Source organism: Microbulbifer maximicatervae (SeqCode) (assembly GCF_052467815.1).
Genome location: NZ_CP174326.1, coordinates 1,988,603 through 2,004,106, shown reverse-complemented (window position 1 = coordinate 2,004,106; position 15,504 = coordinate 1,988,603). Strand labels below are relative to the sequence as shown.

Annotated in this window: 10 protein-coding genes and 1 pseudogene; 8 read left to right on the top strand and 3 right to left on the bottom strand. The window is 46.3% G+C overall.

What is annotated here, in order from left to right; all coding sequences use genetic code 11:
- Nucleotides 1-316: 316 nt before the first annotated feature.
- Nucleotides 317-1,093 (bottom strand): annotated as a pseudogene (locus ACJJIW_RS08790) (ADP-ribosylglycohydrolase family protein).
- 239 nt (nt 1,094-1,332) lie between these two features.
- Complete coding sequence (locus ACJJIW_RS08785) at nt 1,333-1,509, bottom strand: hypothetical protein (RefSeq protein WP_282931063.1); 177 nt, start codon at nt 1,507-1,509, stop codon at nt 1,333-1,335.
- Nucleotides 1,510-2,623: 1,114 nt separating this feature from the next.
- Here ACJJIW_RS08785 and ACJJIW_RS08780 point away from each other — a divergent pair.
- The 3 genes from ACJJIW_RS08780 (at nt 2,624) to ACJJIW_RS08770 (ending at nt 5,509) form a co-directional block, all read left to right on the top strand.
- Nucleotides 2,624-3,085, top strand: a complete 462-nt coding sequence (locus tag ACJJIW_RS08780) for a hypothetical protein (RefSeq protein ID WP_282931062.1) — start codon at nt 2,624-2,626, stop codon at nt 3,083-3,085.
- A 561-nt stretch (nt 3,086-3,646) separates the two neighbouring features.
- Complete coding sequence (locus ACJJIW_RS08775) at nt 3,647-4,186, top strand: hypothetical protein (protein ID WP_282931061.1); 540 nt, start codon at nt 3,647-3,649, stop codon at nt 4,184-4,186.
- Between the two features lie 471 nt (nt 4,187-4,657).
- The gene (locus ACJJIW_RS08770; RefSeq protein ID WP_108734685.1) at nt 4,658-5,509 is read left to right on the top strand and encodes a universal stress protein; all 852 of its coding nucleotides are present in this window, start codon (nt 4,658-4,660) and stop codon (nt 5,507-5,509) included.
- A 67-nt stretch (nt 5,510-5,576) separates the two neighbouring features.
- Here ACJJIW_RS08770 and ACJJIW_RS08765 read toward each other — a convergent pair whose 3' ends face one another.
- Nucleotides 5,577-7,223 carry an alpha-amylase family glycosyl hydrolase gene (locus ACJJIW_RS08765; protein WP_282931060.1) on the bottom strand — a complete coding sequence of 549 codons (1,647 nt, stop codon included), beginning with the start codon at nt 7,221-7,223 and terminating at the stop codon, nt 5,577-5,579.
- Nucleotides 7,224-7,493: 270 nt separating this feature from the next.
- Between ACJJIW_RS08765 and ACJJIW_RS08760 the strand changes: the two genes are divergently transcribed.
- The 5 genes from ACJJIW_RS08760 to ACJJIW_RS08740 all read left to right on the top strand — a co-directional run bounded on the left by ACJJIW_RS08760 (nt 7,494) and on the right by ACJJIW_RS08740 (nt 15,415).
- Complete coding sequence (locus tag ACJJIW_RS08760) at nt 7,494-8,342, top strand: DUF3014 domain-containing protein (RefSeq protein ID WP_413663508.1); 849 nt, start codon at nt 7,494-7,496, stop codon at nt 8,340-8,342.
- A gap of 374 nt (nt 8,343-8,716) precedes the next feature.
- A complete protein-coding gene (locus tag ACJJIW_RS08755) occupies nt 8,717-10,714 on the top strand; it encodes a DUF3857 domain-containing transglutaminase family protein (protein ID WP_282931058.1) in 1,998 nt (665 codons plus the stop codon).
- Between the two features lie 3 nt (nt 10,715-10,717).
- A complete protein-coding gene (locus ACJJIW_RS08750) occupies nt 10,718-12,889 on the top strand; it encodes a tetratricopeptide repeat protein (protein WP_444937127.1) in 2,172 nt (723 codons plus the stop codon).
- Between the two features lie 296 nt (nt 12,890-13,185).
- Nucleotides 13,186-15,084: a VCBS domain-containing protein gene (locus tag ACJJIW_RS08745; RefSeq protein WP_444937126.1), complete on the top strand. Its 1,899-nt coding sequence runs from the start codon at nt 13,186-13,188 to the stop codon at nt 15,082-15,084.
- Between the two features lie 31 nt (nt 15,085-15,115).
- The gene (locus tag ACJJIW_RS08740) at nt 15,116-15,415 is read left to right on the top strand and encodes a hypothetical protein (protein ID WP_282931055.1); all 300 of its coding nucleotides are present in this window, start codon (nt 15,116-15,118) and stop codon (nt 15,413-15,415) included.
- Nucleotides 15,416-15,504: the final 89 nt, after the last annotated feature.

The following is a 15,504-nucleotide window of genomic DNA, read 5'->3' as shown; positions in this document are numbered from 1 at the left end:
GCTACAGGTCTAAATAACGAAGACAATTTGGCTTTTAAGACCAAAATTTAAACAGATGGGAAAACAGAAGTACTTACAAAATTAGCTTTGAATGCTTGAAATAATGACGGTATGTGAGCACTTCTTAGCAATGACTTTTGATAGTTAGAAATTATTACCCCGGATATTTCTTAGTTATTGCATGGGCATAATCACAGTGTTCATCAAATTCATTTACAGGCCGATCTCGAAACTCTAGTAGATCTTGAGCTATTTCTGATATGTCATCAGATAGCTCAAGTTAAGCAAGCCAGTTTGCAGGAATTGCACCAATACCCTAATTCGCGCTGACTAGGTTTCCAGTAATAGCCCCGGTAGAATCTGAATCACCATCGTGATTAACAGCCATCAGCAACATTTCTTTGAGGCTTGGAGCTTTAAGGGCACAGTAGACTGAAATAGCAAGAGCCTCTTCAACCCACCTGTGAGCTGTTAGCGTTTCCATGTGATTTGGATGTTTACACAACCTCGCTTTAGCTAGAGCAATGCCCGCACGTAAAGACTGCCCATCTAACAACATCAAAATAACAACAGCGAGTACACCAGCAGTAAGTTGGCCAGTGGCATGACCATGGGTAATAGAAGAAAAATCAGCATCCCGCTTAAATGCTCTCTCAATATTATGTGCACCATTCCAACGCCACGGGTACTGGGCTACCGGTGCAATCCTCTTTAACCCACCACACCCTTTACTATTATTATCTGCCCGAATTCAGGTGGCATAGGCATTGAGAGCCTGTAAACATGTAGTGTCCGGAGCCCAGCAGTGGTGTAATTGTGATAAACCCAACAAGTAACTTCCATTCACAATATCAGGGCGATTAACGAGAGCACCAGACTGAGTGTGCAACCAACGTAGATAAGCTTTTGTGACTGTCTTTTCCTCATTACAAATTCCCCTACTAACACTCCGAACAAAGGCACGCAGTAATCCCTCCGCAGCAAATAGTGTCATTTGGGTATCGTCTGTAATTGCCCCCACACGCCCATAAACCGGTGCAAGATCGCTAAGCCCCTGTGGTCCAACCAAATTTCCTCCTGATATCCTCCGCACGCATAAACTCCACCGGAGTCCCCAAGGTATTTCCCACGGCATCTGCAATTAGTCAACCTTGAAGCGCTGATGTGGTGTAATTGCTACTGTGTTTTCGTTATGCCCTGAACCGGATTTGATCGCTGAGCGCTGGTCACTGATTAGTTGACCAAATACCTCCAATATACTAAGCGTTCCCTTCCTATAAAGAGATTTCGTTAATATCTTTCGCTGATTACCGCTAGGGTTCATCAGTTTAATTAACTAGTTTCCACTTCCTCCGAGGTTTGACCTGCTGCAGTTTCAGCCCAGTAGATATGAGTGGTACCACTCTTTTTCATGGCCCACTTATAGTGGGCGGCAGACTTGGGACCTAGGTTGGCATAACGTTGTAAAGCATAATCCAGCAGTTTTTTTTGCTGAGTCCGTTTTGCCAATATAAATAGTTTTCCAACTACCTTTGGGATCATAACAACCCAATAAGTATACTCCGCTACATTCGGGTAAATTTTCTAAAAATTTATGTACTTACCCTGTGTATTCCTTCGCAATCGAGTCATTACCATTAGCCGGATACTCACCACTATGCTGTCTCGCATAATCGTAAAGCGGCTTCAAGTTTAGCTGTCCGGACAACAGTTCAACAACTTGATGCATCATTTAAGGCCCCTTTAAATTTCAACTAGCAATTTTTATTTCTCTGGACAAGAACAAAGTACATACACAATTTACGCAGGTTAAAGCTAAACAAGAAAATAGAGCAACTGGACCATCCTTCATTTATCCCCCTTAAATTCCCTTATAAATATGCACAGCTTAAAAAAATCGATGGTCTTCATCCTAAGTCTCAATCTCCCTCCATTCATCAATGAATTCAAAAACTTCACATGGATATCTAATTGATTCAAAACACCTGCCGCTTCTTCATATGCAAAAACTGCCGATAACCCGTATGGGAAGCAGACATTTCCAAGACCATGTCTTCCCTAGTCAACTTCCAAAAATTATTTTATTAAACTACTACTGGATTCAAACCATTTTTTAGCGTTGATCGAGAATGACCGTTTAGCCGCAAATGTGTGAACCAACTATTTATCTTATCTTTACTCATCACTTCAGCATGTCTCTTTTAATTAAAGTAGAGCCTATAGAACGTTATTTAGGCAAGAAGAGTGTATGCGCTCGGAATGCTACCAATGACAGTAAGTTACGAATCAGATATTTTTTCAAGATGGCGGTCATAATAATCATCTCTTTAACCTGAACGATGATACCACGTAGGTATTATCATATGACTTATATAGTATTTCCCGCAGGCTAACACACTCTTGCATCAAAGATAACAATCAGGATAATAGTAGCTAGGATGAATATTCTATAAATACCATGAAAGAGCAATAAGGAGGTGAATCTGAAATATTTTATTTTTGCGATGCTTACATTAACCATATCGGGCTGTAGCGGATCAAGTGAAGGAAACTCCTCCAATAGCGATGCAGAGCAAGCAATCTGGGACGAAAGTAATTGGAATGAAAATAATTGGGACTAAATATGAAATTTATTAAATATGCAGCAGTGATACTTTCTCTTTGCTCATTAAATGCGAATGCTGGTCAAATTGAGTTACCACATACCTTTTCTTCGGGAACTAAGGCCGTTGCCGCAGAAGTAAATGAGAACTTCTCAACTTTAGTGGTAGAGAGTAATTCACAAGATTCAAGAATAAGTTTAGCGGAATCCAGTCTAACTGAGGCTATAAAAGAAAGTAATTCTCAAGACTTGAGGATTAATGCATTGGAAGCAGTTACTTTAACAACTGTAACAGATCAATTAATATGCGTTGTACATTATACATGGCCAATTGATGGCAGTTCATATGACTGCGCTCAACAATCTGCCCCCTCAGATATAAGATCCTTAACTTATTCTCAAGTAGCACAAGAGGGCTGGACGGCAACCTCTGTTGGTGGTGATGGCTCGAGTAATCGTATGATTTACGTATTTTCTAAATAATCCATAAAAAATTATGCAAGTGGATAAAGTGTTTCACATTTTATCCCTTCGCAAAGCGTCATATGAGATTTTTATAAAAAGTTCAAATACTACGAAATATACATCGAACCTTGGACAAGTCGCTAGCAAGAGGGGCGGGCGTTAAACATAGAACCTTTCTAAAAACACTTCAATTTGTCACTTAAACACCCAAATCACTTAGTTTATCTACCTACCTCCTACAGCAGATGTGGCAATCTGCCATACAAAACCTGCTATGCATCTAAGCTATTGCGGTAGACAATTTTGATTAGTTCCTCAGACTGCAGGCTCAAGTTTTGGCATAGTGTATCTGAAGGAAATTGCCTTACAACTTGGCACCATAGCTTCATTCAAGTGTGATCTCACCTTATCAGTAGAGAAAGTAATGTATTTTCCTTGTAAACTTACCGGGCAGTGAACATGTAGTTCATTCCATCTGCACTAACTATAAAACCGCTCAGCCGGTAACTGAAATAGACAGCTAGGGCTCGATCCCTACTGTGAAGCTTCAGCTTTTATATTCAAATTAAGGGGAAAAGGATGAAATTTTTCAAAGGGATAAAGGTGTTTTGCCTTGCAGTTACACTTTCAGCTTTATACGGATGTGGTGTCGCACACGTAAAAACAGACGTTCAAGCGCAAAGTTTTGAAGACTATAAAAATATATTAATACAAGATGTAAGGGTGTACTCAAATGAAAGTGCAGCCAAAAACAATAGTGCCCTACAGGAAAAAATGAAAAGTTGGGAGCTCCATACCCGCAGTGAACTCGAGGAATTTGCCAGAGAGAGCGATTATCAACTCGTCAATTCCTTAGATGAAGCTGAAGGCAAGACTTTGCTCGTTGATCTTGATGTGAAGGTTCAATACGGAAATCGCGCATTGCGCTGGGCTGTTGGCTTTGGCGCAGGAAAGGGAGGCGTTGACTCTGTCCTGACTGTTAAGGACTCCGAAACCGGTGATGTTAAATACAAGGCTCACGCCGATAGTGATCTGTCCGTGGGCGGTGCAGGTGGAGATATTGGCGCTGTACTTAAGAAAAATATCAAAGCGCTCATTGACCAGTATCGGGAAGTCTAAACCTTACGAATTGAGCACTAGGGACGCGCGTATAGTGCGCGCTCCCTCTTCACCGAGTAAGTTTCTTTGGGAAAGACTAAAAGAACCGATCACGGCTTAACTCAAAGAGCCTGTAGCCGATAGTTACTTATGGTGTTGTAGTTAGCCCCCCACTCTCTAAGTAATTCCAATCCCAACATACTCCAACCAGCTCTCAATAACGCTACCAGGCAAGAATACATTTTGAATTCTGGTCACCCGCATTTTGGTTCTAGTAGGGCTTGCACGCGCTACCTATAAACTTGATCTACCTCAATACCCCCACCCCCAACTTCGCCATTATGCGCAACAAAATTATTCGATGAGATAGGCGCCAAATTCGACAAATGGGACAGTCAGGTACTCGGGCTGACCACCCCATCATGATAGATTAGACCTCTTGGTCAACTGCAGGTCGCACTGGCCAGTAACACGCTTAGTTGAGGAGAAAAAATGGAGCAGCAAAGCACCGTATTCGTTGTAGTGGACCCTAACGATGAGAAGCATGTAGCTCTGGAGCGAGCCCTGATTACTTCACGTGGACGCAATCCTCAGCCGCGACTGGCTGTATTCGTCGCAGTTGATGGTGAAGCGGTGGATACCCGTGCGGTAAACGACCACCTATTTCGCGATGAGTCGTGGTTCCGTGAACAAATTCGTGAACCCATCTCAGAAGCTGGTCTTTCCTGTGAGATCACTGTTTGCTGGTCCAGTGATTGGCAGGCGGCCATCGTGCAGGAATCAAAGCGTTGCAACGCAGAAATGATCTACCTACCAGTACACGCGAAGAACAGCCGTCGCTTTACCTTCGCCGAGTCCAAGTGGCGAGTCCTGAAAACAGCGCGCTGCCCAGTGGTATTGATTCGCCCCGGCGCCAAGGACGAGCGCAAAGTTGTATTGGCTACCGTTAACTACCAGGCAAAAACCCTCGAACAGCGCGAGCTCAATCGCCAGATCAGCGAACGCGCGACCTATATCGCAGGTCATTACGGAGCAGAGCTACACCTCGTAAACGCCTTCCTGGATTCTATGCTCTACCCAGATCGCGGTGCTTTGGCCAAGCTTGCCGATAAAACCGGTGTCCCCACCCATCGCATTCACGTAAAGCGCGGCTATACCAGTGATGTTGTTGAGGAGGTGGCCCGTGAGATCGATGCAGATCTGGTCGTGATGGGAACTATGAATCAGTACGGCGAGACCGGTTCATTCCTGCGTGGCAATACTGCCGAGCGTGTAATTGGCCAGTTAGATGTTGATGTGATGGTATGTAACCAGTTCACCACAACAACAATGAACAACGATTAAGTCATCCCATTTTCAAGGATGCTGACAGCCCCAGCAGTGCTATCTGCCGGGGCTTTCTTTTTTGGATTTACTGCAATTTAGCAGATAGCAGTAGCACAGTTCCCTCGGTATCAAAAGTCACCCTGCCATCCTCAACTTTGGCTCGCTTGCCCGAGTAGTAATCGGTCAGTTCGATACCATCGGCAAACACACCTTTAACTGATACGCTCTTCTCACCCGCAGACAGTTCCATCGCCACAACTACCGGCTGCTCACCAGATAAGGTGCGGGAGAATGTATAAGGCTTATCCTCCAGCTTCTGGTGTACACCAGCTCCAACTGCCGGGTGCGATCGACGAAACTGCCCCAGCTTCTGCCAATGAGCCAGCAATGCACGGGTTTCCGGCTTTTCCAAGTCATCCCAGTTCATATTGGTGCGCATAGAGGCGTCGCCGAATGCGCGATCATCAATCATGGGGCGCGCCAGTTCATCACCGTAATATATCTGCACTGCACCGGGCGCCAACATCAGTTTACTTGCGGCATTCAGTGTGTGCTGACGCTCGCGGTCAAATGAGTGATGGTCATCGTGGGAGCCTAGATAATTTAGGACACCGAACCCTTTTAGTTCGCCACTGTTCAAGGCGGAAGAATAGCTGGAGAAAATATCCTCCGCTGGCCGGCCCACAACCTGGGCAAAGTCGAAGTTAATCAGGCTGTCAAAACCGTACTGATAAAAGTCCACTTTCCGGTCGCTATAATCGTAGGAACGACCAACACTGGGACCGAAGTTGTTAACGCCAAAATGGTAAACTTCACCCACCATAAAGAAATTGCGATCATCCAATTTCTTCTTCGGGTTCTCAGCCTTCCACTCCGCCAGGGCTAAGTCCGCTTCCTTTTTCAGTATTGCCCAGGCTTGTGGCTCTACGTGTTTAACGGTGTCCACACGAAAGCCATCGACACCGTATTCACGCACCCAGTCGGTTAACCACTTGATCAGGTAATATTTGGGGGCACGGGGATAGCCAGTGCGCTCGAAAAAGGCATCCAGCTCGCGCTGCTCTTGCTGCAGGCGGCCTTCTTTTTTCCACTTTGCCACCAGTTGCGGCGGCAATTCGACATCTTTCTCACTCTCCGTGAGGATATCCGTCAAATTCGCGTGAATTGCACATTCAACGTTGCCGGCATAGTCAGACCAATCGCATTGCTGGCTATTCCGCAGCCAACTCGAGGGCCATCTGGAATCCTGTTCAGTGACTGGCCCGGTGTGATTGAGAATTACATCCAGCAATACGCGAATCCCCTGGCTGTGAGCTACCTCAATCAATTCTGCCAGTTCTGCTTCGGTGCCAAAGTTGGCATCTACGGCAGTCCAGTCCTTAGGCCAGTAGCCATGGAAAGCGTAGGTGTGTTTATCGGACTCATTGTAGCCATGGATGTTCTCAATCACCGGGGCCATCCAGATAGCATCGACCCCGAGATCATTAAAATACCCGGCTTCAATTTTCTCGATAACACCGCGCAGATCCCCTCCCTCAAAACCGCGCAGGTATGCTGCATCGTCTTTGCGGCCGTAGGGGAAATCATTGCTGCTATCGCCGTTATTAAAACGGTCCGGCAACATAAAATAGACTGTCGCATTGCGCCAAAAAGGGTCTACCGGCTCTGCAGCCAAGGCAGCTTGTACACCACCCAGCATCAGGCCAATCAATAAGCTGGTGAATTTTCCCATTGTTCTCTCTTTTATTCGCCGCTCAGAATTGTTCAGAAGCTCCCCAGACCACTCTAATAGGCCCAGTAAATCAAACATCCTCCCGCGCGGGGGCGTAGGTGCTGCGCAGGGTATAAGACCGGCAATAAGGTTGTGCAATTACCCCATAGTAAAACTATTTTGCGAGCGGCGCTTTTGCAGAGTAATGTAAAACCAGCAGACCGCGAGAAACCGCAGCGCTTTGTCGTGGTCCAAGCGTCACATTCTGTTAGCAGTCAAAGGAGGCAGGGAATGTCGGAACAACAATCTAGGCAAGGGTGGATCATCGGCATTATTGTGGTGGTCGTTGTCGCTGCAGCAGCCTATTGGCTCTGGACCGGCGAGGAAAAGAAAAAAGAAATTCCCACCATCGGTGTTGTTGAAGAACCCCAAACTGCTCCCGAGCCAGAGGCCCTGGCACAACCTGAGAGCCAGGAACCAGCCCAGCCGCCCGAGGAGCCGGTCATTGAAGAGGAGCCCGGCAGAGAGCCGCCTCCCCCCCTGAACGAGAGCGACAAGGCCGCATATGACGAGTTAATGTCCTTGGCACCCGACGGCGCCCTGTCCCGCTGGCTGGTACCCGACGAAGTAATACGTAAATGGGTGGCCGCTGCCAACGCAGCATCCCGTGGTGAGCTGATTCACAAGCATCGCCCGCTGAAAACCATTCGCGGCCCCATCACCGTTACCGGGTCATCCGCTGAAGGCTACCAGCTGTCCCCGGAGAACTATCGCCGTTACGACCAACCAGTACGATTGTTCGCACTGGCTAACACTGATGCCATCATTACTTTGTATCAGTACTGGTACCCCCGCTTAGCTCAGGCCTATGGCGAGCTGGGGATTCGCAACAAGTCATTCCACCAGGTGGTGATTGGAGCAATCGACAATGTACTGGCAGCGCCAGATGTTGAAGGCCCTATTCAATTGATACGCCCATCGGTGTATTACAAATTTGCCGATCCAAAACTGGAAAAACTCCCTGGAATACAAAAGCTGATGATCCGCATGGGCCCCGACAATGCAGCCCGAGTTAAGGAAAAGCTGAAAGAGATAAAGGCTAAGCTCGAAGAAATGCCCGTTCAGGAGCAAACCCAATAAGCAGATCTCAGGTCACTCAGCTTACAAGCTGGGTGGCCTCCCACCTTCAAGATTCGGTTATTTTTTGACCATTTTATCGCCTGGACACATCAATCCCTGCCTTCATCAATTTGAACCGCCGAAAAACTTATTCAAAACGCCAGCGGTCATACCCATCCGATACTCAGCCCATAGCCATTGGGGTATATTACCGGCTGTTCACTAAACGATCCCAACACCAAGCGGCAACAGGCACTGCCCTATAGGGAAAGATCCAGGGTTCAACAGGAGCGAATCAATCGTAGGGTGCCCTGCGTGCCCCTTCTGCTTACTCCCCACCCAAGATCTATTCTGTCTCCGCCGGTATAGGCTGTAGATAACAATCGAGGCTCATTTTGAAATATCGTTCCTTCGGCCAAATTCTGGCTGTGACTCTCTTATTTGCTGTGTCGCTGGCCCAGGCTACCCCTGAAATTAACATAGCCCCAACACCCACTTGGGTGGATGCCGTCGACCTCTCGAGTAGTGTCACTGCACCCGAAGGCAGTGTTAGGTATCACCTGAGTAACTCCCAGATATCCCATACGAACGAACAACACCAATACTATTTTCAGTTGGTGATGGAGCCCCTCAATCAGCAAGGGGTTAAACAGGTATCGGAACTGAACATTAGTTTTTACCCCGCGTTCCAGCAGCTGGTCGTTCACGAAATTACCGTCACCCGCAATGATCAAGTGATTGATCGCCTGGACAAACAGGACTTCAAGTTATTCCAGTCTGAGCAGGAGCTGTCCAGCAAACTCTACTCTGAAATGTGGAATGCGCTTTACATTCTTGAGGATATCCGACCCGGTGACAAAATCTCCTACGCTTATACACTCGAGGGAAGCAATCCTATTTTTGAACGCGGGGATTTTGGTACTTTCTACTTGTCATGGCCGGATGCCATCGACAGGCGCTATGTAAAAATTACCAGTGACAACAAGCTCAACTACCGTTTTAACAATGAAAAAGTACCGGTGAACGTTACCCGCAATAACGACACTTACCAGTACACACTGGACCTGAAGCAGGTATCTCCGATACTTCAGGAGGGGGAATATCCTCACTGGCATGACCCATTCAACTACATCCAATATTCAGGCTATAACAGCTGGGCTGAAGTAAACGACTGGGCAATGACACTCTACGATATTGACCTCTCCCTGCCAGAGGAACTCACCCGGCAATTGGATCAATGGCGCGCAGAGGAAGGCCTTGAGGGAGCGGTCAGCAAGGCTATTGCCTACGTTCAGGAGGATATTCGCTACTTTGGGATCGAGTTTGGAATCAACTCACACCAACCGCGAACGCCGAGAGAGACTTTGGATAAGCGCTATGGCGACTGTAAAGACAAGGCCATATTAATAACCGCCATGTTGTCTCACCTGGGGGTTAGCTCTTACCCCGCTTTGGTGTCTTCAGGACGCGGGCGTGACCTTGCCAATGATATCCCCTCTCCCAGTTCGTTTGATCATGTAATCAGCGTCATTGAGCTCAATGGACAAGATTATTGGGTTGACGGCACCGCTTCCGGACAGGGCTCCAATATCAAAAGCAAAGGCTTCTTTGATTATGAATTGGCACTCCCCATTCGAAAGGGAACCCGAGCATTAAAACAAGTAACCACGATTTATCCCGCCAATGGCACTCTGCAACTGGATGTCACCGAAAATTTTGAAATCAATGCCGGTGCCAATACCGCAGGGCTAACTGTTGAGTCCACCTACAGCGCTCTCAAAGCGGAGCAGATGCGTCAATTTTTCCAGTCAGCGGACTCTGAATACATAAAGAGTAATTACGCAAACTTTATGGCAACTTACTACCCTGGTATTGAAATTACATCCAATATCAAGCACCAGGACAATCGGGGTGAAAATGTACTTCAGGTATCGGAGCTATATGAGATCAGTGATTTTGCCGAGTTGAACTCTGCTCGGAAGATTTTCTCACTGTATGGCTCCAGTATCGCGTCCTATATCACCAGTCCTCAGAAGCGCATTCGCCAGAGCCCACTCGCATTAGCGCATCCAGTAGATATCCATCACAAGGCAATAGCCAAGGTTACCGGTGAAGTCTTGTGGCGAGAAGAATCTCAGGAACTTCAGATTGACAACCCCTGGTTTACCTTCTCAAGAACCTCTGATCATACTGGTAACAATATCTCAGTGAACTACGCCTTTAAATCCAAAACAGACCACGTTCGCAACACAGATATTGCCGAGTATATGGAGCAGCTGGATAAACTGGATGAAGCCCTTCAATATCAGTTTTGGGCAAAAGGCGACAACTCCAATACCCAGGAAACCAGCAAGGCAATGAAAAACCTGGTTAAGTCATTGATCAGGAAGTAAATAATGAAAAAACTAATCTTTGCTCCCATCATGTACTTACTGGCCTCCTGTGCCGGCCAAACCACGATCGAATCGGGCGACAACCAAATCCGGCTGTTAACCAACCAGGTAGCCAGCGCTCCGGACACAGTCGCTTATGAGGACTTCTGGTTCGCATATCTGGAATCCCAGCAGCCAGTGAATAACATCGCTGCCAGAGACCACTACCAATCAGAAATGGCTGCGATTGAGTCTGGACAAAAAGCCTGTGACGCAGTGGATTGGAAGGCCGTGGTCAATAACAACATCCTGTCCCTGATGCCCCACCTCACTGCCGCCGAATGCTATGAGTCTGTGGGGCAACTGGAGGCCGCCAATTATCACAAAAACCTGTTTGAATTTATTGCGACGGGCATCCTTTCCGGACGCAGTGGTGAATATGGCTACAGTGCTTTCGAAGTAGCGAGCTGGGCAGACGCAGAAGATCTGCTCACCATATCCGGCTATGAAATTATCGATAGCTATATAGAGTTTGCCAATAGTCGCAATGCTATCTATCGCGTATATAACGTGAGGGAAATCGGAGGTAATCAAGTATCCAAAATTTACTTCGATAATGCCCGTTTTCTACACCGCCTACTCGCGATTCGGTACCCGTTTGCCGGCACTTCAGATCAGCTCTATACGGATGTAATTCAGGTTCTAGCCTCTACAGATTACGCAGCTCGGCACGCCGAAGGCACTGTATTCCATGCTGAGGGACAGTACTCGCAAGCAGAGCAAGCCTACCTTGACGCCATAGTTATGGGGTCTATTTCTGCCAACATCAGTTTAGGACGACTGTGCCTCAGTGAAAAAACTGAAAAATTTTCTATCAACGAGTGTGCCCAATTATTTGTTGCTGCTGCAGATTTGGGCCTGCAAGAGGCAAAAGTTCTTCTCGCTTATATGGCCTATATGGGACTGGGCATTGAGCAAGATGAAGAACTCGCGATTTCACTACTATCCAGTGCCGAACAACACCTGAAAAAAGGTCAGGCAGAGTACGAGCTCTATTCCCTCTTTGCTTCAGAAGAATTTGCCTCTATCAACGAAAACCGTGCTAAACAACTCCTGCAGGCTAGCGCCAACAAAAATTATCCAATGGCTTCCTTCACCCAAGCCATAGGATATCTCGAGCAAAATAACTATTATCAATTTGAGCAACATATCCAAAAATCCTCCAATAGCGGCTTTTCCCCGGCGCAATTTTTTTATGCCAGCTACCTATTGGAAGAGAAAAGAGAAATCAGTGAGGGCATGGCACTTCTCAATGAGGCCGCAGTTGCAGGAAATCCAGCAGCACTCTATGAAAGGGGCCGTATCGCTCAATTCGGAGTACATGGCGAGCCAATTAATATCAGTCAATCTATCAGGGAATACCGAGCAGCGGCATTCCGCAACCACCTTCCTGCACAATTAAAAATGGGAATACTGAATTCCAAAGACATTATTGCAGACGCCAATCCTGAGATTGCCTATGCTTGGTATTTACTCTGTGGAAGGGCCGGCAATCTGGAGTGTATTACCAATATGGGTTACTCCGCCGAACATGGCTATGGAGTTGAAAAAAGCCCAGCTCGTGCTGCAGAACTCTATAGGCTTGCTGCTGAGGAGGGATCAGCCAATTCTAGTGCAAGGCTGGCAGGACTCTATGAAACGGGTAATGGAGTATACAAGGACCTTGAACAGGCAATTTATTATTATACTCAAGCAGCAGAGAGTGGATTAGCTTCTGCCATGAATAAGCTGGGTCTCATATATTTGGACTCCGAGAATAACGATATAAAAAACTACTCCAAAGCCTTATATTGGTTCGAGCAGGCAGCGAACAAAAATTCAAAGTATGGATTTTTTAATCAAGCTCGCATGTATGAGCAGGGACTTGGTGTAGAGGCCAATCTGGATCGGGCACTGTCACTCTACGATGAGGCTTCCAAAAGGGGGCATGGCATGGCATCACTGAAAATTGCTGAAGCCTATAGTCAGGGAGAGCCTGCCGACCAGAACATTAACCAGATGCTACATTATTTGAAACTGGCTACTGAGCAAAGCGACGATCAACAGCTACAGCAAATACTGGAAAACTGTACTGGAAAAAAAGATTGTAATGTTACACATCTAAAACAGTTCCTAAGTGAGCTATCTAAAGAGTGATAACTCTTGAGCGGTCAACTATTCACACCAAATAGTTGACCGCCATCAACTTAATTTTGCCAACAGGCTCAAAAAATTGATATTCAGTAATACAAATCGCCTATAATTATTCGCCAATTTTCCCCTATTTTATCTTCCGTATAAATAAGCCTTATCGAATCATATGACAGATGGTGTTCTGCCCTATCCCAGCAATAAGCCCACGTCAAAGTCAAGCCAGCCATCACAGAATATGATCACCATCTCTTTATACTCCGCACCAATCATATTTGGTATAACGGATCTATCGAGGCGATATGACTTATTCATTGAAGTTGCTTACAGCTATCAGTTTAGCTGTATTTCTTTCTGCTTGTGGGGGCGGCGGAAGCTCCGATGAAAGCGGTACTGAAGACACTGCTGTTGGCAGCGACAATAATTCTGGATCTAACTCTGGCAACGATAATGGCAGCTCTGATTCTGATAGTGATAACTCAGGCTCCAATGGCAATAGCGACTCTGACAATGACAGTTCCTCTAGCATAAGCGGAGGTAGTGGCAGCGTCAGTGAAGATGACGAGATCACGGTCTCAGGGCAACTGATCGATAACTCAAATAGCAATCAAACCTTTGAGTCTGGAAATTTTCACGGAACTTACGGGGAACTGGAAATCTCCAGCGATGGCAGCTGGACCTACACTCTGGACAGTGAGTTATCCGATCCCATTGCTGGCTCAGAAATAGCTACCGACACGTTCAGTATTGGCATTGGCTTCAGTAACTCAGAAGCGACCATATCCATTTCCATCACTGGATACGATGACACCTACACTTTTAAGCCCGCCAGCCCACTGGCTACCCTAATTGTTGAAGGGAAGGAATTTGCTTCAGGTACATTCCTTTTAGAGGATGTCGATGGCAACACACCGGAGTTCGTCAAGGAAACTATTAACGGCTCATACGGTGATTTAGAGTTATCCAGCAGTGGGGACTGGGAATACAGCCTGAATGACTCAGCAGATAATTTGAATAATGGTGAGACCACAGAAGATACCGTTTCATTTCAACTGAGTGATGGCTCTACCCAATCAGTTACTTTTTCTATTGTCACCATCGAGCCTGACGAAAGTAGTATCGTATTCATTTTTATGAACTTCTCTGATGCAGCACCGACGGATACTACTGACATCTCAGATATTGCAGATATGGTATTTAACGATGAGGACTCCCTCGATAATACCTATCTAAAGAATTCATTGGGACAGCTAAAATTTCTCCGTCATCTCATCAGTGACAATTCCCTGGGGCATTACTGTTATGGCGAAGATAGTAATGAAGACAGCTCCATTGACTGCATCAGCTACAATATTCCCGATAGCCAGAATGGTGGCACTTTAAGTGTTGATGATGCATCGGCCCGATCCAGTCAGGGTGGAGAGTATACCGATGGAGGATATACTTGGCGGGATAATGCCACCGAGTGGGCTGAGGCCAATTTTGTAGATGACAACAACAATCCGATTGACCTAAGCGACTGGCGCCACCGAGTCTACATTTTTCCTCCAGAGGCCAAGAGTGCCGGGCTAGTAGGGGCTGGTGTCGCTTCCGTTGGTGGAAGGTGGAGCATCGTTACTGCCTATACAGATCAGATGATTATGGGCCACGAGCTTGGACACAATATTGGACTGAGCCATGCTGGCAATGATGACAACAATGATGGGGATACCTTCGATAGTGGCGAAAGCGAATATGGAACAGACGGGAGCTTTATGGGGAATGCCTGGAGATCTCGCTTGTTTGGCAGTGGTCACCGTGAGTATATGGGCTGGTATGATTTATTCCCCGAATATACTCAAACGGTAACCCAGACCGCCGGCAGAACAGAAGAGGTGGAGATTGAAGCTATTGAGCTGACTGCGGGAGAGCTCTCAGGAAATCTGCCCCAGCAGCTGAAAGTTGAGAGTGCGGGTAGTCAGAATGGGAAAGACTACTACTACGTGAACTACCATGTAGGCCATGACATACTGAACCCATCGTCTCATACGGAAAATTCAGTATCCGTTCATTATCTCGATAATAGACTCTTTAACCATGTAGCAGAACTCAAGGAGCCAGGAGATAGCTTTACCGACTCAAATATTGGCTTAACCATTGAGTTTCAATCTATGGCCTCAGACAAACAGTCGGCCACTATCTTAGTCAGTTACAGTGATTAGACTATAAATCCGTTACCGTAGGATAAATACTATGAAAAAGTTCATTCTAATAGCGTTTGCATTGAGCTTCTCCCTGTTTGTACAAGCAGAGGAGATTGTAACTGGCACCTTGGAAGAAATTATCTCTGAAGATTTTGAAACAGGAAAATCCAAGCGTAAGTTTTCCCTGAAAGATGAGCAGACTGGCCACTACTTTTTCCTGGATGCCGATGAGGCCAAGCTCAAAGGTATGAAATCGGGAGATCGTGTGAAAATCCGTGGAGAGCGCGGAGAAAAACGCACACTTCGCATTAAAGAGTCAGAAAAAATTGAATTTCAGGACAATGAATAATCATTTGTTAAATTAAGACGATTTATTCCCCTATCTGATTAAAATGGAATAGTGCTCAGAGATAACCCGAGCACTATTCCAGATTTCCT